17 protein-coding genes, 1 tRNA gene, 1 pseudogene and 1 riboswitch are annotated in these 18316 nt (G+C 68.3%); of the genes and pseudogenes, 10 read left to right on the top strand and 9 right to left on the bottom strand.

What is annotated here, in order from left to right; all coding sequences use genetic code 11:
• The coding region (locus LzC2_RS14310; RefSeq protein WP_171188161.1) for a serine/threonine-protein kinase at positions 1-1045 on the bottom strand (1045 nt) is incomplete at its 3' end.
• 296 nt (positions 1046-1341) lie between these two features.
• Here LzC2_RS14310 and LzC2_RS14305 point away from each other — a divergent pair.
• From LzC2_RS14305 to LzC2_RS14270, 8 genes are all read left to right on the top strand, one after another.
• Positions 1342-1797, top strand: a complete 456-nt coding sequence (locus tag LzC2_RS14305) for a response regulator (protein ID WP_194362402.1) — start codon at positions 1342-1344, stop codon at positions 1795-1797.
• Entirely contained in the window at positions 1794-3176 is a 1383-nt protein-coding gene (locus LzC2_RS14300; RefSeq protein ID WP_171188157.1) for a class I SAM-dependent rRNA methyltransferase, read from the top strand. Before LzC2_RS14305 ends, LzC2_RS14300 begins: the two co-directional genes overlap by 4 nt.
• 19 nt (positions 3177-3195) lie before the next feature.
• Positions 3196-4311 (top strand): methyltransferase, encoded by a 1116-nt coding sequence (locus LzC2_RS22865; RefSeq protein WP_171188155.1) that lies wholly within the window; start codon positions 3196-3198, stop codon positions 4309-4311.
• Between the two features lie 264 nt (positions 4312-4575).
• Positions 4576-5580 (top strand): efflux RND transporter periplasmic adaptor subunit, encoded by a 1005-nt coding sequence (locus LzC2_RS14290; protein WP_171188153.1) that lies wholly within the window; start codon positions 4576-4578, stop codon positions 5578-5580.
• Between the two features lie 1110 nt (positions 5581-6690).
• Entirely contained in the window at positions 6691-7068 is a 378-nt protein-coding gene (locus tag LzC2_RS14285) for a toxin-antitoxin system HicB family antitoxin (RefSeq protein WP_171188151.1), read from the top strand.
• Between the two features lie 247 nt (positions 7069-7315).
• Complete coding sequence (locus LzC2_RS14280) at positions 7316-8515, top strand: hypothetical protein (RefSeq protein WP_171188149.1); 1200 nt, start codon at positions 7316-7318, stop codon at positions 8513-8515.
• Between the two features lie 48 nt (positions 8516-8563).
• Positions 8564-8788, top strand: coding sequence for a MerR family transcriptional regulator (locus LzC2_RS14275; protein WP_171188148.1), 225 nt, complete (start codon positions 8564-8566; stop codon positions 8786-8788).
• A gap of 3 nt (positions 8789-8791) precedes the next feature.
• Positions 8792-10138 carry a tyrosine-type recombinase/integrase gene (locus tag LzC2_RS14270; protein ID WP_171188146.1) on the top strand — a complete coding sequence of 449 codons (1347 nt, stop codon included), beginning with the start codon at positions 8792-8794 and terminating at the stop codon, positions 10136-10138.
• Here LzC2_RS14270 and LzC2_RS14265 read toward each other — a convergent pair.
• From LzC2_RS14265 to mntR, 6 genes are all read right to left on the bottom strand, one after another.
• Positions 10102-10187 (bottom strand) — tRNA-Leu (locus tag LzC2_RS14265). The genes LzC2_RS14270 and LzC2_RS14265 overlap by 37 nt on opposite strands.
• A 147-nt stretch (positions 10188-10334) precedes the next feature.
• The gene (locus tag LzC2_RS14260; protein WP_171188144.1) at positions 10335-11420 is read right to left on the bottom strand and encodes an NHL domain-containing protein; all 1086 of its coding nucleotides are present in this window, start codon (positions 11418-11420) and stop codon (positions 10335-10337) included.
• The gene (locus tag LzC2_RS14255; protein ID WP_171188142.1) at positions 11420-12058 is read right to left on the bottom strand and encodes a DUF6580 family putative transport protein; all 639 of its coding nucleotides are present in this window, start codon (positions 12056-12058) and stop codon (positions 11420-11422) included. Before LzC2_RS14255 ends, LzC2_RS14260 begins: the two co-directional genes overlap by 1 nt.
• Positions 12059-12215: 157 nt before the next feature.
• The gene (locus LzC2_RS14250; protein WP_171188139.1) at positions 12216-12524 is read right to left on the bottom strand and encodes a hypothetical protein; all 309 of its coding nucleotides are present in this window, start codon (positions 12522-12524) and stop codon (positions 12216-12218) included.
• A gap of 94 nt (positions 12525-12618) precedes the next feature.
• Positions 12619-13629 (bottom strand): prepilin-type N-terminal cleavage/methylation domain-containing protein, encoded by a 1011-nt coding sequence (locus LzC2_RS14245; protein WP_171188137.1) that lies wholly within the window; start codon positions 13627-13629, stop codon positions 12619-12621.
• Positions 13630-13788: 159 nt separating this feature from the next.
• Positions 13789-14065: riboswitch (cobalamin riboswitch) on the bottom strand.
• The gene (gene mntR / locus LzC2_RS14240) at positions 14064-14522 is read right to left on the bottom strand and encodes a manganese-binding transcriptional regulator MntR (protein WP_171188135.1); all 459 of its coding nucleotides are present in this window, start codon (positions 14520-14522) and stop codon (positions 14064-14066) included. It overlaps the preceding riboswitch by 2 nt.
• Before the next feature lie 127 nt (positions 14523-14649).
• Between mntR and LzC2_RS14235 the strand changes: the two genes are divergently transcribed.
• Positions 14650-15726 carry a DUF1559 domain-containing protein gene (locus LzC2_RS14235; RefSeq protein ID WP_171188132.1) on the top strand — a complete coding sequence of 359 codons (1077 nt, stop codon included), beginning with the start codon at positions 14650-14652 and terminating at the stop codon, positions 15724-15726.
• Positions 15716-16045: a hypothetical protein gene (locus LzC2_RS14230; RefSeq protein WP_171188130.1), complete on the top strand. Its 330-nt coding sequence runs from the start codon at positions 15716-15718 to the stop codon at positions 16043-16045. Before LzC2_RS14235 ends, LzC2_RS14230 begins: the two co-directional genes overlap by 11 nt.
• Here the strand turns inward: LzC2_RS14230 and LzC2_RS14225 are convergent.
• A complete protein-coding gene (locus tag LzC2_RS14225; RefSeq protein WP_171188128.1) occupies positions 16023-17057 on the bottom strand; it encodes an L-threonylcarbamoyladenylate synthase in 1035 nt (344 codons plus the stop codon). The genes LzC2_RS14230 and LzC2_RS14225 overlap by 23 nt on opposite strands.
• A gap of 51 nt (positions 17058-17108) precedes the next feature.
• Positions 17109-18316: pseudogene (locus LzC2_RS14220) on the bottom strand (hypothetical protein); the annotation flags it as partial.

Below are 18316 nucleotides of genomic sequence, written 5' to 3'. Positions count from 1 at the left end.
GGGGGCGGGGGCCGCCGCTGTCGGGGGCGGCCAGCGCCTCGGCGACCTCGTCCATCGACTGATACCGGTCCTCCGGCTTCTTCTCCAGCATCCGGGCGATCGCCTCGGCCAAGGCCGGCGGCACGTCGTCGACCAACGTCTCGATCGGCGGGGGCGGCTGGGTTTGGTGGGCCATCAACCGCTGCGTGAGCGTTCCTTCCGTGAACGGTCCATGTCCGACCAAGCTGAAGTAAAGGGTGCAGCCCAGCCCGTAGATGTCGGCTCGATGGTCGACGGAGTGGCTGTCGAGCGCCTGCTCCGGAGCGAGATAATCGGCGGTGCCGAGCACCTTTTCGTCGTGGGCGACCGTGAGGCTGTGCTCCTCGTCTTCGTTCCCGCGGGCCAAGCCGAGATCGGTCACCTTCACCGCGCCGTTTCTGGCGAGCAGGATATTGCCCGGTTTGACGTCCCGGTGGACGATCCCCGCCGCATGGGCGTGGGCCAGTCCCTTGGCGGCTTCGTGGCCAATTTCGCGCACGCGGTCGGCAGGCGGGGGGCCGTCCCGTTTGACGAGGTCGTACAGGCTGCGTCCCTCGACCAACTCCATCACGAGGAAGTGCGTCGCCGCGTTGCCTTCGCCTTCGCTGGCGAGATCGTAGGCCCGCACGATGTTCGGGTGATCCAGCGCGGCGACCGCGCGGGCCTCCCTCATGAAGCGTTCGAGGTGCGATCCGCCGCCGACGAGCTTCGCGGGCAGCACTTTGATCGCGCAGCGGCGTTTCATCACGACGTGCTCGCCGAGATAAACCGCGCTCATCCCGCCTTTGCCCAGCAAGCCGAGCAGGGCGTAGCTGCCGAGGCGGAACCCCCGGCAGCGGCCCGCGAGGATCTTCTCCGCCTGCCATCGGGTGAGCAGTTTGGCGGAGACGAAATCCGCGGCGATCTCTTTGGCGGTCGATCCGCCGCGGCCTTCCAGGAACTTCGCCAGCTTCGCTTTGGAGATCAGCCCGCTCTGCCGGAGGCAGGTCAGAAACGACTCGGCGTCGGACGGGGCTGCGGCGGACAAGGGGCGACCGGCGGGGCGGAACGGCGGGCGAATCGGTCGAGCGACCAAACGCATGATGCCGCCCGGAACGGCCGCCCGAAAGCGGAACCGGGTCGCGGCGCCCTCTTTCGCCCGCGGCGTCCTTTCCTCCGGCGCCGTCGCGACGATCGGAGCCGTCGGCGGTACACTGCCCGACCGTCTCTGATCGCCCGCCCCTCTCTCCGTTCCGTTTCGTTCCCGTGGCCGACCCTGCCGCCGCCGCGCCGCAATCCGGCGGACCGTCCCCAGCCGCCTCGCCGGACCCCGGTCCTTCGAAGTTGCTCATCGCCGACGACAACCTGCCGAACTGCGAACTGCTGGACGCGGTACTGTCCGAGCAGGGGCACGAGGTTGCGTTCGCCCATGACGGCGCCGAGACCCTCGAGGTCGCCTCCGCGGCCGCGGAGCAGGGGGCCCCGTTCGATCTCGTGCTGCTGGACATCATGATGCCGAAGCTCAGCGGCTATGAGGTCTGTCAGCGGATGAAGGCCGACCCCGCCCTCGCCTCGACGCCGGTGTTGATGGTCACGGCCTTGCATGAAACCGGCGACATCGAAAAGGCCGTCGACGCCGGCTGCGACGACTTCCTCTCCAAACCGATCAACGGCGTCGAGTTAAAAACCCGCGTGCGCAGTTTGCTGCGGGTCCGCCACCTCACGAACGAACGCGACCGACTCCTGGCGTACCTCTCCGAGGTGGACGACCGCGAGAAGCCGCCCGGGGCCGCAGCGTGACCCATCCCGCCAGCACATCATCTTCCGCCGACGGCGCCCCGAGCCGCCGCGTGGTCGTCATCGGCGAAGAGCCGGTTCCGCCGCCGCCGCCCTTCGCCGCCGGCGCGACAGATTCTGGACCGGCGCGTCCTCCGCTGCCCGCCGGCGATCCGGCGACGCTTGGAGAACCGGCCGCTCGCGTGGTGCTCAAACCCCGCCGCGCGCAACCGTTTCACTTCCGGCACCCGTGGGTGTTCGACGGCGCGGTGCAGCGGATCGAGGCGGCCGGCGACTTCACCACCGGCAGCGTCGCCGATCTCGTCACGGACTCCGGCGAGTGGGTCGCTCGCGGCCTGCTGCATGCGGATGCGAACCTCAAACTGCGTCTGTACTCCTGGGATCAGGAGCGGCCGCTGGATCGCGGCCTGTTCGCGGAGCGGATCGCGTCCGCCGCCAGCCTTCGCACCCGCTTGTTCGGCGCCCCCACGGCGACCGACGCCCGTCGGGAACTGTTCAGCGAAGCCGACGGCCTGACGGGCCTCACCGTCGATCGCTACGGCGAGTACCTCACGGTGCAGTTTACGGCTGGCCCGCTGGCCGCTCATCAGGAGACGGTCCTCGATCTGCTTGAAGCCCAGTTCTCCCCGAAGGGCATCTTCATTCGCACCGAGAAGGGGATGGGCGAAGCGGAGGCGATTCACCTCACCGACGGCGTCGTCCGCGGTGAAGCTCCGCCGGAGGGGTTTGCGGTCGAAGAGAACGGCCTGAGCTGGGGCGTGGATCTCGCGGCCGGTCAGAAGACCGGGCTGTACCTCGACCAGCGTGATAACCGCCGGGCCGCCGCGGATCTCGTGGCGGCGGCGACTCCGGGGGCGAAGGTCCTCGATCTCTTCTGCTACAGCGGCGGGTTCGGGCTGACGATGCTCGCCCGCGGCGGGGCGACCTCCGTGCGGGGGGTGGACGCCAGTGAATCGGCCCTCGGTTTGGCCGTGATGAACGCCGCGCGCCACGGTTCCGCGGACGCCTGTACCTGGACGAACGGCAAAGCGTTTGAGGTGCTGGACGCGATGAAAGCCTCCGGCGAGCGGTTCGACGCCGTCGTCTGCGACCCTCCCAAGATGACGCGCACCCGCAAAAGCGTCGAAAACGCCCTTCGCGGTTATCACCAGCTGAACGCGAGCTGTCTCGAACTGCTCAACCCCGGCGGCGTGCTGGTCACCTGTTGTTGCTCCGGCCTGATCTCCCGGGAGAAGTTCGGCCAGATGCTGGCCGGCGTCGCGGCCCGTGTGGGACGTCCGTTGCGGATCCTGGAGAACCGCGGCGCCGCCCCCGATCACCCCACGGCCCCGCAGGTCCCGGAGAGCGAGTACTTGAAGTGCCTGCTCTGCGTGGCGGACTAGAAATCAGTCGGAAAGAAACGTGCGGGCCCCGGACTCCGAACAACTGCTGGTCGAGAATCTGCCCGACGAGGCCGTCGGCACGGCGCTCTGCACGACCCGTGCGCGCGGTCAACTTGCCGGGCTGATCGCCGCTCGTTGGCCGGAGAGCCGCGTCGTCTGCTGCACGCTCGACGCCTATCACGCTCAGGAAACCGTCGCGGTCCAAGGCTCCTACGACGGGCGACTGGACACCGTCTGCGTTCCGGACTTCCCGTTGTCTCCCGGGGACTCCGGCGAGGAGGAGTCAGGGGGAGTCATGGACTCCCGCGATGCCGGCTACGACCTTGCTGCGCTCCCCACGACGGCGGGCGGCGAGAGCGAACTGACGCGGGAGTTGCTCCGCGAGGCGCACAACCGCCTCCGCATCGGCGGTCGGCTGTTGGTCTCCGTCGACAATGCGAAGGACAGCTGGACCCACGATCGCATGCGGGAGCTGTTCTCAAAAGTCACCGTAATCCCCGACGAGAACCCCACCGGCGGCAAGTCGCGCGGGATCGTTTACGGCGGAACGAAAGACGCCCCGCTGCGGAAGCAGAAGGACTTCTCCTGCGAGTTTGCGTTTCGGGATCGCGGCACGCTGCTGAAGTCGTTGAGCCGGCCCGGGGTCTTCAGTCACCGTCGGATCGACCCTGGCGGCCGGGCGCTGATCGAGGCGATGGAGCCGGCCGACGGCGACCGGGTGCTGGACCTCGGCTGCGGCTCCGGCGTGGTCTCGCTCGCCGCGGCGGCCCGCGGACCGTCCGTCACCGTGCACGGCGTCGACAGCAATCCCCGTGCGGTGGAATGCACGCTGCGCGGGGCGGAGTTGAACGGGTTTGCAGACCGCGTGAGCGCCTCGCTCACCGCGGATGCGCTCCCCCCGGCGGAGATGCTCGGGACGTTCGATCTCGCCGTCGGCAACCCGCCGTACTTCAGTCACCAGCGGATCGCCGGACTGTTCCTCGCCGCCGCGGACGCTGCCCTCAAGCCGGGCGGGGCCGTTCTGATGGTGACGAAGCAACCGGGCTGGTTTCTCGAAGCCATGGGCGAACGCTTCGACTTGATTCAGTCCGCGGAAGTCCGCCGCTACCACGTCGTCGTGGGCGTGAAACGCTGAGACCACACCGCGGCGTCCTTCCGTTCGGCGCCGTCCCGATTGCACCGCCGGGGCGGCGCTTTTAGCGTGTCGCGGCTCGATCTGATCGCCGAAAGCCACGCTATGGCGCGCCTGCCGCTTCCTTCCCGTTCGCTGCTCCTTTGCTGCGGCCTCGCAGTGGGAGTGACCGCCCTGCCGGATCCCGCATCAGGGCAGGGAGACCGGCGTTCCTCCCGGAACGATGCGCGTACGACAAGCCGCGAGCCGGAGAAGGACGGCGAAGTCGTGATCCGCCGCCAGGCCGTATTCCCCCGCGATCCGCGGCCCTACCAGTTCGGATTGCACCTGGAGCCCTCCAAGAAGGTTACATTGGTCGCCCCGGGCCTCGGCACGGTGGCTTCGGTGATCGCGGAGCCGGGCAAAGAGGCCAATTCCGCCGCGGAATTGGTGACGCTCGATTCTGAGGAGCAGGATCTGGAAGTCGCACGGGCAGAAGCACTCTTGGACGTGGCCCGGGCGGCCGAGGGCCCGGGGGCGGCTGCGTCCGTCCGAGCGGCTCAGGCGGCCCTCGATCTCGTGAAGCTGCGTGCGTCCCGCCGCAGCGTACGGGCGCCGTTTGCTGGGACCGTCTACGAAGTCCACGTCGTCTCCGGGCAGCCCGTCCGTCCGGGCGACCCGTTGGTCACGTTGGCGGACGCCTCGGAACTGGTGGCGATGATCCCGATTGATCGTTCCCCCGCCGAACCCGCCCCGGACGCCGCGCCCGGCACGCCGCCCCCGCCGGCGCCGAAAGTCGGCGATACGACGACGATTTCGGTCGAAGGTTCCGATGCGGAAGCAACGATCACGGCGCTACTCCCGCTGGGCGAGCGGTTCGAGCCGGTCCGCGATTTGGTCGCCTCTCCGGCGTTGGCCCGCGTCACGCTTCCCGGCGACCGGTTCCGGGACGGTCAGACGGTCTACGTCCCCATCCTGCCGCGCGATCCCGTGGCCGAGGTGCCGACGGAGGCGCTCCTGCCTGCCGCAGACGGGGGCCGCTTGGTGCAGGTCGTTCGGGAGAACGTCGTGCGAGATTTATCGGTCCGTCTGCTGGGCCGTGTGGGGGAGGGAAGAGCGTTCCTCAGCGGCCCGTTTGCCAAGGGGGACGAGGTGATCCTCTCCAGTTCTCGCGATCTGCCGGACGGAACCGTCCTCGCAGCCGCCGCGAATCCTTTGTTGCCCTCCGATCCCGAAGAGTCGTCGACCGGCCGACCCTCCACCGGCGCCGGCGGCGGCAGGATTGGTTTCTAAGCGGGGGCCGTTACTTCAGTACGGTGGTGGAATAGCGGTCGTCAGATCGGCTTCCCGAGCGCCCTCAGCCCCGCAGGCGCCTGCCACGAGCTTCCGCAGCGCCCAAAAAGAAGCGGCCGGACAAGTCTGTCCGGCCGCTGTAGTGCCCAGGAGAGGGTGCAGGTCGAGACTGTTTTAAGCTGTGAAGACTGTGGTTCGGGACTGTCTCCCGCCAAAGGCGGTGCGGAATCCGGTGCGGATCAGTATTTGGACTGGCTAATGTACCGCTGGCCCTCGCTCGGCCCCGACCTCCGGCAGGAGATAATGCTGCTCCTAGATCGTCATGGCGAGCGGCCCTAGATGTTGTGGGGCGGGGGCTACCTGCGGTGCATGTTCAAATGGGTGGGTTTAGGTGCTCGGCACTATCAGGGTTGTGCCTTGACCGTTTCGGGCAGCGAGATGACGATGCGCGGAGGCCTCCAATATCTGGTGGTCACTTTCTCGAACGGAGACGCAGCAATGTGGGCGCGAAGTCAATACACCGGGCCGGGCGGAGGCTTGTACACCGGGCCTGGTGGTGGGATGTGCACTGGGCCCGGCGGCGGGGCTTATTCGGGACCCGGTGGTGGAATGTACACCGGTCCGGGCGGCGGTATGTACACCGGCCCTGGCGGCGGCCTCTACACTGGGCCCGGTGGCGGCATGTACACCGGACCCGGCGGTGGCCTCTACACTGGTCCTGGCGGCGGCCTCTACACTGGGCCCGGTGGTGGGATGTACACCGGACCGGGGAGCTACATCAGCAACATTCCCCCTTGGCCTGTATTTGTTCGAGAGCTTTCGCAACGGGGGATGACTCAGTACGCCCAGATGATCTCCTCCTACCTTTAAGCCTGTCTTCAGTAATTCGGGAAGCCCCTCCCGTCTTTGCCGTCGCGTTCGCCCTGCACACACCAAAGGGCGGACGCGACGGCGGAGGCGGGAGGGGCGGCGCCCCCTCTTGGCGAGCCCGAGCGGGGTCCGGCCGAGCCGCGTTCGACGGCACGCACACGCGCCGTCTTGACTGATGGCGTCGATGGTGTCACAACTCCGCCTCACGCGGCCGTGCCACCATTTACGCCATCACAAGCGATGCCCGCCGAAAGCGATTCCTCCAAGCCCGTCCCGATGCAGGTACGGCTCGATCCTGAACTGCACGCGAAGGTGAAAGACCTCGCGGAGCAGACGGACATCAGCGTCAATCAACTGGTGCAGGGCGTCCTGCGGTGGGCCGTGGAGAACGCGGTGCATGGCGAGCCGGAGATTCGCCCCGGCTTTCAATTCGTCAACCGGCGGGAGGTGCCCGGCTGCGTGTTCTTCGGCCGCACTGGGACTTGGACGCGGGAAGACCCGGAAGACGAGCGTACAGAACGGGTGGGCGACTACGGCTGCGTGTTCTTCGGCTTGGACTTCTCCGGCCGAGGGCTGGTGAGGACTGAGCATCTCCCGGGGGCCCCGGACGCGAGCTGACGGCTCGGCGGCGGGCGGGCGGCGCGACGCTCCGCCTCGGCGGAGCGACGCCCGCACGCCGCCGAATGGCTGACGATGCGACGAAACGCATCACCTGTGACATCACTCATTCACCTCCCACGGACGGGAACCTATGACGACCGTAAACGACGACCGGCGCTCCTCCTCCGGCGATCCGCCCCCGTGCCCCAGTATCACGGGACCTTCTAACCGCCAAACCCAGCCGCCGACGGTTGAGACGCAGCGGATGCGAGACGCCCGCCGCCGCCTTGATCACGACCCGATCCCGCACCGGGCGATTGACTGGTGGGAGACCGGCGGCATCGTCCGCTGGCCTGACCCGCTGCCGGCAAGGTGGGATCACTACCGACGCCTACGAGCCCTCGCCCGGGAGAAGCGGGAACCTCAACGGTCCCCGGAACTGGGCGCCACCTGGAATGTGCAAGGTATGGGGGCCGGCGGCGGCCGTGACTCGCACTGCGAACTGCGGTTGGAAACCGGACCGGGCGGGGATTCGATCGTCCTGCACCTCGACCCCCGGGCCTCCTCGGATCGCACGCTTTACAACATGCGGCGGCGGGTGACCGGGGACGCCTGCGTTATCCACGGCGTGCGGTTCGCCCTGTCGATTCAGAACCACCTGATCGAGGCCCTCGGAGGGGTCGTCGTGGACGAGTGGGTGAAGCGGGTGGACCTGTGCGGGGACTTCTACGGCCGCGACATGGGCCGGGACGTGCTGGAACCGTTCGAGGCAGGACGGTTCGTCAGCTCCGCCAAGAAACGGGCGCGATTCTCCGAAGGCGACGCCCCGACCGGCCTCAAGATCGGGAGCGGGGAGCGCCTGATGCTCACGATCTACGACAAGCGGCACGAACTGACGCGGAAATCTCTGGACTACCGCTTCTGCGTCCTGCGTGACCGGTACCACGAACACCCGGAGACGCCGCTGGAGCACCTCGAACCGGCCGTGCGGGCTGAGTACCGGCTGATGGGGGCGTGGCTGACCGATCACGGCTACCGGACCGCCCTCGGCGTACTCGACAACCTGCCGAACATCGCCCGGAAGATCAGCGGCGGGGATGACGGCCGGACGTTCTTCATGCTGACGGACGGCATGCCGGATAAGGGGAACGGGCACCAGTCCCGGGCGGAGCCGTCGGACTTCTGGCGGCGGGTGCTGACGACGTTCGACGGCTGGGACGAACGCACCGCCTTCGCCCCGGTGAAGCCGGTCGATCGCTCGCTGATCCGGCCGGAGAAGGCCGCCCGCACGATGGCGAGCTACGCCGCCGGGATCGCGGTGGACTGCGGGGCGCCGGTCAGCACGGTGCCGGAACTGCTGTCCTTCCTCTCGGCCAACGCGGCCCGGCTGGGGCTGAAAGACGCCGGCGTCCGCGAACTGGTCGCCCGGCACCGGAAGAAGCGGGGCCTGCCCGCCGCCGCCTGACCCCTCGCGCCCTCTCCCCAATCGCGCTACCCTCGCCCCCAGAAGTCCATGCCGCCCGTCGCCGATCCCCCGTCCGCTCTGCTCACCCGCCGGCAGGCCGCCGCCTGGTTGAGCATTTCCGAGCGGAAGCTGCTCGACCTGACCGCCCCCAAAGGGCCGGTGCCCGTTCTGCGGGACGGCCGGTGGGTGCGGTACGACCCCGCCGACCTCGCTCATTACGTCGAATCGGCCAAGTGCCGGCCGACCGCCCTCGCCACGCAACCCGGAGCCTAACCCTTGGCCAGCATAAGCCACGACCGCAACAACGGCCGCCGCACCGTCCAGTTCGTCGCCCCGGACGGGAAGCGGCGAAGTCTGCGGCTCGGCAAGGTCTCGCAGAAGCAGGCGGAAGGGGTCCGGCGTCGCGTCGAACGCCTCGTTGCCACGATCACCACCGGCGAGCAACCAGACGGCGAAACGCTCGCGTGGGTGGAGCAATGCCCGCCGGCACTGCACGATCGGCTCGCGGCTGTCGGGCTGGTAGAGAAGCGGACGGACGATCGGCTCGGCCCGTTCCTCGCCGCCTACACTGCCGAACGCTCGGACCTGAAACCGCGAACGCTGGTGCTGTACCGGCAGACGCGGGAAGACCTTGAAGCCTGCTTCGGGGCGGAGACGCCGCTGCGGAAGGTGACCGAGGGGGACGCGGAGCGATTCCGGCTGTACCTCCTCGATCGGGGCCTCGCCGAACCGACGACCCGCCGCCGGATCGGCCGGGCGAAACAGTTCTTCGCGGTTGCGGTGAAGCGGAAGCTGATCGCCGACAACCCGTTCGCCGGGATGGTCAGCACGGTGCGGGGGAACCGCTCCCGCATGTTCTTCGTGGATCGGGAGACGACCGCCCGGGTGCTGGACTGCCTGCCGTCGGCGGAATGGCGGCTGATCTTCGCCCTCTCCCGTTTCGGCGGTCTGCGGTGCCCATCGGAACATCTCGCCCTGCGGTGGGAACACCTCGATCGGACGGCGGGCCGGATGACGGTCCCCAGTCCGAAGACGGAGCGTCACGCGGGCCGGGAGAGCCGGCAGGTCCCGCTGTTTCCCGAACTGCTCCCGCACCTCGACGCGGTGCATGAGGAAGCCGGCTTTCCGACCTCCGGCCCGGTACTTACGCACCGCCGCGGGACGAACGCGAACCTCCGGCAGGGTCTGCTGCGGTCCATGAAGCGGGCGAAGATCGAGCCTTGGCCGCGACTGTTCCACAACCTGCGGGCCAGCCGGCAGACGGAGCTGGCAGAGACGTTCCCGACGCATGTGGTCTGTGCGTGGATCGGAAACACGCAGGCCATTGCCCAGGAACACTACCTACAGGTCACCGACGACCACTTCGCCCGGGGTGCCAGCGAAGGCGGTGCAGTTCCGACCCCCGAACGGCCGCGAAACACTGCGCCGGCAGCGTTTGAGGGCGGTGCAGAAAGCGGTGCACGAACCGGTGCGGAACGGGACCGCACGGGCGCGAAGGGAACGGCACGAACTGCCGGAAACCCTTTGAAAGTAGACCTTCCTGCCGATCCTTGCCGCCCGGCGCGTCCGGGTGCGACCCAACTTAGTGCCCAGGAGAGGACTCGAACCTCCACGGGGTATTAACCCCACTAGGCCCTCAACCTAGCGCGTCTGCCAATTCCGCCACCTGGGCTGGTGACTCTCTCGCCGCGACTGTCGCCGCGATCACGACCCGGGACGGATCGCATGAGGGAGCGGGACGATACGGATCTGACACCGTCGCGGCAATGATGTTCGGTGTCGACTCGAGGGTTTTCCGACATCGAAATTTCGATCGCCTTCAGCGGGGCGGCGTCACGCGGGCGGAGGGCGGGGGGAGACGGAGCACGCGATGATTTTCGCTGTCGCCCACGAGGATCGAGCCGTCCGCCATCACCGCGACCCCGTGGGGGCGAGCCAACGTGGTCCCGCCATGCACCTGGCCCTTTGCGTCGCGACCCAGCAAGGTGTGAATCGTTCCGTCGACAGGGCGAATCACGCGAACCGCGTGGTTCTCCGTGTCGGCCAGCACAATGTCGCCGTTGGGGAGAACGGCGACTCCCTTCGGCCCGGCCAATTTGGCTTGGGTCGCATCGCCGCCGTCGCCGGAGTTCCCGGATCGGCCCGTCCCGGCGATGCGGTTCAGCCGGCGCCGTGATCCGTCGCCGACCGGTGCGTCGAGGCGGTACATCGCGTTGCCCTCCCTCAAGGCGAGGATCCAATCTCCGGGTCCGCCGCCGGCCGGCGCGGCGACCGTCATGGCCCGCGGGCCGGCCAGAGGGGTGACCGGTTCGAGGGCGGCGCCCGCAGGCGTCGGGCGTTTCGTCCCGTCGCCGCCGAGGGTTTGGATCTCGCCGGTCTCCGGGTCCACCGCCCGCACGCGGTGGTTGCCGATGTCACAGATCAGGACCGTCCCGTCCGCCGCGACCGTGACGGAGTGCGGGCGATGCAACCGGGCCTCGGTCGCGGGGCCGCCGTCGCCGGAGAGGCCGGACTCTCCCGTGCCGGCGACCGTTTCGATGAGGCCCGTCGTCGGGTCGACGCGGCGGACGACATGGGCCTGCATGTCCACGATGAGCCACCGACCGCGGGCGTCGAAGGCGATCTCGTAGGGTTCGTTGACCTGAGCGGCGACGGCGGGGCCGCCGTCGCCGGAGTACCCCGGTTCGCCGGTGCCGACGACGGTCGTGATGAGGCCTGACTGCGGATCGACACGCCGGACGCGGTGGCCGCCGACCTCACAGATCAAGATGCCCCCGTCGGGAGCGACCGCGACGCCGAACGGGTTGTTGACCGCCGCGGCGGCCGCGGCGGTCAACAACCCGTTCGGCGTCGTCCCGTCCACGACGAGGGGGCAGAGGGCGGCGATCCAGAGAGCGGGATTCATCAGCCGTTCACCGTCTTCGCGGTCGATGGAGAGGAGGCGGGCAGCCAGAGCGTCGCGGGGACGAACAGGGCCGGCAGGAAGACGGCCAGGCTCAGCAGCGTGCCGCGGAAGAAGGGCAGGGCGACCCAGTAGCACTCAAACAAACCGGCCCACGACATGGCATATTGCCCGCTCAGGAACCAAACGCCGAGGTTCGAGACCAGGAAGAAGGTGACGCCGGCGCCCAGCCCGGCGCCCCCGACGACCCACCAGCGGCGATTCTGCCGCAGCGGCAGGCCCAGGCAGGCCGACAGGGCCAATCCGGCGAACACCCAGAGAATTACTTTCGGGAAGCCCATGGCAGGGTCGCCGGTGTAAAGCCACAAAGCGGCGCTGGCCAGCGCCCAGATCATTACGGGCAGCGCCAGCGCAGCGACCCGGCTACGCAGCGTCGCCGCGGCGTACAGCGCGAGCGGCAGGATCGGCGAGAAGTTCCAAGGGTAGTGCGACAGGTCGTAGCCCAAGTTTGCCAGGACGAACGGCAACAGCGCGAACCCGGCCGTCAGCACGGCGAGCGCCGACAGAATGGCGAATCGCACCCGCTGATCGGGGGCCTCCGGGGAAGCGTCGGAGCGGAAGAAAGGGAAGCGGGAGTTCATGTCGAGGAGCTTAGGGTGGAGGGATTCGGCTGTGCCAGTGCGGGAGCCTCGGTCCGATCACATCGCCGCACGAGGGGGCGTTGCTTCGTGTCGTCGCGACGAGTCTTGCGAAAGGGTTCCGAGTTCGAGGGGCCGGAGAGCGTCTGCGGCTGTTGCGCTAAGGTATTTTGCCCTCCCTTAGTTGGCGAGTGACGTAGGCGGCCCGCGATGCGCGCTCCTGTGCCGAGTTAATCTGAATGACGCGGTATCCGTCGCCGCTTCCGCCGGCCGGGACGGACCAGCGCCCCCCGCCGAACGAAAGCAGCGCCACCAATGCGAGCGAACCGAGCCATTGATTGCGCTCCTTCCGCAGCTCCTGCTTTCGCAGAGCCTCCCGCCGCTTTTCTCGGAGCCTCATCCGGCGGTCGTATTCCTCCACCGCGAGGCGAATCGCCTCTTTGATGCGGTCGGGGCGTGTGTCTCGCATGGCGACGGGGACGACTGGTGTGAAAGGCTTGATTAGCCGGCAGGACCGGTGCGGAGCGCCGCGGGACCTTAAAGACGGCGATTAAAAGGATGGATTAGCCGTCGGTGTCCGGGGGAAGATCGCGGGAGTATTCGAGGTCGTACGGGATCGTGTCTCCGTCGCCGCTCGGGGTCGTCAGGTCGGTTTCGACCAAGTGCGAAATCCTCTGGCGGTCGAGGAAGTCGAGCAGCCGTGCATAGTCCTCGTCGGACGCCTCGAAGTTCCCGACCAGATCCGTACGGAAATACTTTTTGGTCTCCACGTGGCCGTCCGCGTACGCCGCATTCGCCGTATTCCCCGGATGGCGATAGTGGACGGTGGGATACAGGTCGCTCGGGTATCCTGACAGCACGTTCTCCTGCAGGCCGAGCACGCCGTCAGGGTTCTTCGAGTAGCTGGCCGCGTCCATAAACACGACGGTGCGGGAAGGGGTCTTGACGCTGCCGAAGCTAAAGGACGGATTCTCGGCCTTCACCGTTTTGCCGGCCCCGTTGGTATACATCGAGCCCGGCGGCACCCGACGGACCGCATAGCCGGCGCTCGCATCGTAAGTCACCGGGTCGCCGGGGCCGAGATACTTGAAGTTATAAGAGTAGGACGTCACCAGTCGCCCGGTATTCCACTTGGTCTTCTGGACGTCTTCCAAATTGAACGAAGGGTCGTTCAAGACCTCGGACTCCCCGCCCAGGAAGGGGTAGAGCGGGCTCTCCTCCCACGAGTACGAATCCGCTCCGCTCGTCGCGTCCTTGCGGATCTGGCCGAACCAGTAGGTGCTGAGTGGAAAGCTGGACCCGCTCGGTTCGCCTTCATAAGTGACGGCGGGAACCATCTGGCCGTTGTTTTGCTCGTGGTAGCCGGTCCAGGCCAACACGAGTTGCCGCAGGTTGTTCTTGTCCTGCACGGACCGGGCGGTCGCCCGGGACGCTTGGATCGCGGGGAGCAGCAGCGAAACGAGGATGACGATGACCGCCATCACCACCAACAGCTCGATGAGGGTGAAGCCGCGTCTTCCTCCCGGACGGGCGGGAGAATGGCGACGGACGACCGAATAGAACGACAGTGACATGAGTGGCTGCGATGGCCACGCAAACGTGATTCAGCGCTCCCGTCCGAAACGCACGGCGTCAGACGGAAGGATCGGCGGCGAAATGAGAAGAACGACCCGGGTGAGGTCGCGGCGCACCTGCGATGAAAACGCTCGCGCGGCCCTCGTCCCCGAGAGGGTGGCGAATTCCGACGACGGGCCGGTCTTCCGGCTTCCGGATCGTCCGTCGCCCCCGCCTTCCCGAACGCGAGGCCCCGCGATGTGCGGGACGAACGGCGCTCAGTGGCTGCTCTCCGAGCGGAGAGCGGTGGGGGGACGTCCCCGGTTACGGCGGCGGGTCCGCGGCGGATTCGGTTTCCGGCCGCACGTCAGATGACGCCGTGCCGTTCCCCTCACCGTCCTTCCCGTTTCATCCCCCGGCGACAAGCCGGCGGACACCCGTGTCGAGGCCCAGCCTAACGATCCGCCGTCGTTCGGGAAGTCTGCTGTTGGACGAATCGTCGCATCGCCGCCAGCGTTTCCTCGCTGACATGATGCTCGATGCCTTCCGCGTCGAGTTGGGCGGCCGGCTCCGAAACGCCCAGAGCCCGGAGGAAGGCGAGCACCGCGAGGTGCCGTTCGCGGCATGCCGACGCGAGCCGTGCCCCGACGGGCGTCAACGTGATCGGCGCCCGCGGGGCCGTTTCCGCCAGCCCGTCCCGCACCAATCGCCCGACCGTGCGGGTGACCGTCACGTGGCTGACCGAGAACCGCTCCGCCAGATCGGAGACCCGGCAGGCGCCCCGCGTCTCGATAACCTCTCGGATGGCTTCGACGTAATCCTCCGCGGTTTCCGAAGCATGATCCCGGCGGGTTCGCCGGTGGCGCTCCGGCGCCGCGACGGCGTGCTTGTCGGTGGGAGGCGGAAGACTCATGGAACAAATCTAGCCCCCCGCGCCTTGACGGGCATGTAGCCGTGGGTACGTTGCTCTCCCGTCCTCATGTAGCGATGGCTACGTTCTGGGCTGGCATTTCGCTTCTCAGCTCACACAGCGGTGCGTCATGGTCCCTCCCGCGGCACGTTCCCCTCGACGACTCTCTCGATCCCCGGTCCCAAAGGGGTTCACGCTCATCGAACTGCTGGTGGTGATCGCGGTCATCGCGATTCTGGTCAGCCTGCTGCTGCCCGCGGTTCAGCAGGCCCGCGAGGCGGCACGAGCGGCCCAGTGCAAGAATCATCTCAAGCAGATCGGACTGGCTCTTCACAACTATCACGGAGTGCGGGGAACGCTGCCTTCCGGGTATCTCTCCAGCGACCCGTCCGTGATTCAGTCGGGAGGCGGCGAGAACCTCGATCCGGTCACTTGGGATGCGGCGCCCGGGTGGGGCTGGGCGGCCTTGATCCTGCCTGAAATGGATCAATCGAATGCATCCGACGTCGTGACTCGGGGAGGTCCGATTTGGCAGCCGGACTATGCAGATGTCGTTTCGCTGCGAATTCCCGTCTATCTGTGCCCATCGTCGGCCGGGCCGACGGAACCGGTGACGATCGTCGACGAGACCGGCGCCCCCTTAGAAAAGGGCGGGCGCCAGGTTCGACTCGGGCGGAGCCACTACGTGGCCAACCACGGTCAGGAGGAATGCTGGGGCGATTGTTCCGGCCCGGACGGAACGTTCGAGGGGCAGGCCGTCGACGGACAGGTGGGCCGCGTCGCCGACGGTCCCTTCTATCGGAACTCGGCCGTTCGCTTCGCGAACGTCCGCGACGGGCTGACGAACACGATGTTCTGCGGAGAGCACTCCTCTTCGCTCAGCGATAAAACGTGGACGGGCGTAGTGCCCGGGGCGTTCGTTCATCCCCGCATCGACACGCCGGACAACGCCGTCGAGTCCGCGGCCGTGCTCACGCTCGTGCATAGCGGTCCGGCTGCGGGAGAGCGGGACGCGCTCGGCAATCCGATCATCCACCCCCCGAATTTCCCGGCGCTGCATGTGGGGCAGATGGTCTCCGATCACCCCGGCGGCGGCCACCTGCTGATGGGCGACGGGTCGGTCCGGTTTTGGTCGGAAACGGCTTACAAACAGACCTTCGCCGCCCTCTCCAGCATCGCGGAAGGCGAGGTGACGGATGAACGGTAAGCAAGTCCTGGCGACCTCTCAGCGACTGCTCACCGCCGCGGGGTGTTGTGCCGCGATGATGGCCGCGGGCTGCGGATCGCCGACGCTGGGGCCGCAGGCTTACGAGCGAGCGAAGTTGGTGGAGAATCTGACGGACTACCGTCGTCCGGAGCAGATCGCCCTCGCCCGCGGGCTGATTGAGGAAGACTATTCCGCGCACAAGATCACCGCCGATGAACGGGAGGCTCTCCTCGTGCCGCTGAACCTCGCGGAGAACGACCGCTGGGACGCCGCCGCCGAACAAGCTCGCGACCTCCTTATCGCTCAGCAGAAGCGGTAGCGCCGGCGTCTGCGGTCGCGGCCCGTTTCAAGCGGTCGTTCAGCGCCGTGCCCAAGCCTTCGTTCGGGAATCGCACGGCCGCCAACCGCGGCAAGCATCGCTCATCGAGCCGGCGGAGCGCCGCATAGAACCCGGCCGCCGCCTCCGTCAGACTTCCGGTCGCCGAGAGCGTTTCGCAGCTCGCGAACCGGCCGGCATCCCGCGGCGGGAGGAACGTCAGCAGGCCGCATTCTCGCGGCTGATCGATCTCCCCCGGATGATCGACCAGCGCCAACGGCGTGCGGGGTGCGTAGTGTCGCGACAAAGAACCGGGGGAGACCTGCGCCGCCCCCGGGTCGGCGTTGCCGGTCCGCACTTCGATCGCCTCGCCGATCAGTTCTTCCAGCGCCTCCGCAGTGGCCGCCCCGGATCGCAGCACCACAGGCCACAGGCCTCCGCCGGCATTCGGCTCGAACGCCACGACCGTGGACTCGATGCCGACGGGGCAGGGGCCAGCGTCCAGGATCAGATCGACCGCGTCGCCCAGTCCGTCCGCGACATGCGCGGCGGTCGTCGGGCTGATTCCTCCGAATCGATTGGCGCTCGGGGCGGCGATCGGGACGCCGGCCGCCTGAATCAGCGCCCTCGCCGCGACGCTCGCCGGCACGCGGACGGCGACGGACGGCAGCCCCGCGGTCACCAGATCCGGGATCCCGTTCGCCTTCGGCAACACCAGCGTCAGCGGTCCGGGCCAGAATCGCTCCGCCAGAGCCGCGGCGGCGGGGGAAACCTCCGCGGTCACGTCCGCGAGCGACGGCGTGCCGTTCCGGTCGGGCAGGTGCACGATTAGCGGATCGAACCGTGGGCGCCCCTTCGCCGCGAAAACCTTCGCCACGGCCGTCGGATCGAGGGCGTTCGCTCCCAAGCCGTAGACCGTTTCGGTCCCGAACGCCACCAGTCCCCCGGCGCGAAGAACCGCCGCCGCTTCGCCGATCGCGGCGGGGTCGGCGGCGGACAGAACGCGGGCGGTCATCCGCTTATCGTAGCCGATTCGCGGTCGATTCCCGTACCGCCGGCAGGTCGTTTAGCTGCCGAGGTAGTCGCTGGGACTCGTCACGAATCGTCGCATCGACTCGCGGGAGGCGAACAGATACAGCCGACCGCGGTACCAGGCGGCATGGGCCAGGCTTCCCACCGTTTCGCCCCAACCCGTCGAGGCGATCACGAGATCCCGTCCCCCGGCCGCCGGGGCGTAGCGGCCCGGATCGGTGAGAAACTTGTCCCGGGCCGCGGCGGACGCGAAGCGATAGGCGACGCCCTCGAACTCGGCCGTGAACCGATCGTTACCCTCGGCGAGATCGCGGTCGTCACGCAACGTGACCGGGCAGAACCCCATCAGGAGCGAGCGATCCGCCCGAGCGGCGAGCTTCTCCAACAGCTTTGTGGGATCCGGACGACCGGGCGCTTCGGTCGGCGGGACGGCTTCGTCGGTCGTTTCGGGAGCGGGCTCCGCTGCCGCCAGAGACGGGGCGGGCGAGGCTTCCGGTTCGACAGGAGCGGGCGCTTCCTCTTCCTCCGTCGGCGTCGCCGCGGCGAGAGCCAGATCCCAATCCGCTTCGTCGTCGTCCATCGGTTCGCTCGGCGCTTCGAACGACTCTTCCGGCGGCGCGGGAGCCGCAGCGAGCTGAGGCTCCGGGGCTTCGGCGGTCCGCGGGGCGGCGGGAGCCGGAGCGTCGAGGGACAGACCCGTGAACGGGGTGTCGGCTTGTTCCGCCACTGCGGCGGCGGGCGGGGCGACCCGCTCGTCAGCGATGCGGAGATCAGCAGTGCTGGCGACCGCATCGCGGGTCGGCTCCGGCGGCGTCAGGTCGAGCGTGGGCGTCTCCGGCTCCATGGCCGGTTCCGGCGTTCTGTTGACGACCGCGGCCGCGGGCGGGGCGGCCACGAGGCCGTCCGCTTCGGCTTCGGATTCTTCCGGGAAGAATTCGGAATCGTCCGCGGCCAGCACCGGCGCCGCGGGAGCCCGGACTGGCGTCTCCGCGGGGCGGGCGGTCGGAGGCGCTTGTGCGGAACGCTTTGCGACCGGTACGGGAGCGACGAACTCTCTTCGTGGTTCCGGCGCCGCGGAGCGCATCGCCACGCGACCCACAACCTCAGCGGAAGCTGCGGCCGGCGCCGGCGGCGCGGCGACCAGATCCGGCGCCTCGTACCGTGCGGGAGCCGGCGGGGGAGCGAGCTGATCCGCGGAGGCAGGCGCCGTAGGCCGGGGCGCCAGGGCGACCTGCGCCGCCA

This window comes from Alienimonas chondri (genome assembly GCF_013036045.1).
Lineage (GTDB): Bacteria > Planctomycetota > Planctomycetia > Planctomycetales > Planctomycetaceae > Alienimonas > Alienimonas chondri.
Note: the sequence above shows the minus strand (reverse complement) of the source record. Positions and strands in the feature narration are given on the sequence as shown.

Excerpts from the sequence above, each read along its gene's own strand:
- LzC2_RS14285 (WP_171188151.1), top strand. The coding sequence starts at position 6,691 with ATGCCCGCCGAAAGCGATTCCTCCAAGCCCGTCCCGATGCAGGTACGG.
- LzC2_RS14280 (WP_171188149.1), top strand. The coding sequence starts at position 7,316 with ATGCGAGACGCCCGCCGCCGCCTTGATCACGACCCGATCCCGCACCGG.
- LzC2_RS14275 (WP_171188148.1), top strand. The coding sequence starts at position 8,564 with ATGCCGCCCGTCGCCGATCCCCCGTCCGCTCTGCTCACCCGCCGGCAG.
- LzC2_RS14260 (WP_171188144.1), bottom strand. The coding sequence starts at position 11,420 with ATGAATCCCGCTCTCTGGATCGCCGCCCTCTGCCCCCTCGTCGTGGAC.
- LzC2_RS14255 (WP_171188142.1), bottom strand. The coding sequence starts at position 12,058 with ATGAACTCCCGCTTCCCTTTCTTCCGCTCCGACGCTTCCCCGGAGGCC.
- LzC2_RS14250 (WP_171188139.1), bottom strand. The coding sequence starts at position 12,524 with ATGCGAGACACACGCCCCGACCGCATCAAAGAGGCGATTCGCCTCGCG.
- LzC2_RS14245 (WP_171188137.1), bottom strand. The coding sequence starts at position 13,629 with ATGTCACTGTCGTTCTATTCGGTCGTCCGTCGCCATTCTCCCGCCCGT.
- mntR (WP_171188135.1), bottom strand. The coding sequence starts at position 14,522 with ATGAGTCTTCCGCCTCCCACCGACAAGCACGCCGTCGCGGCGCCGGAG.
- LzC2_RS14235 (WP_171188132.1), top strand. The coding sequence starts at position 14,650 with ATGGTCCCTCCCGCGGCACGTTCCCCTCGACGACTCTCTCGATCCCCG.
- LzC2_RS14230 (WP_171188130.1), top strand. The coding sequence starts at position 15,716 with ATGAACGGTAAGCAAGTCCTGGCGACCTCTCAGCGACTGCTCACCGCC.
- LzC2_RS14225 (WP_171188128.1), bottom strand. The coding sequence starts at position 17,057 with ATGACCGCCCGCGTTCTGTCCGCCGCCGACCCCGCCGCGATCGGCGAA.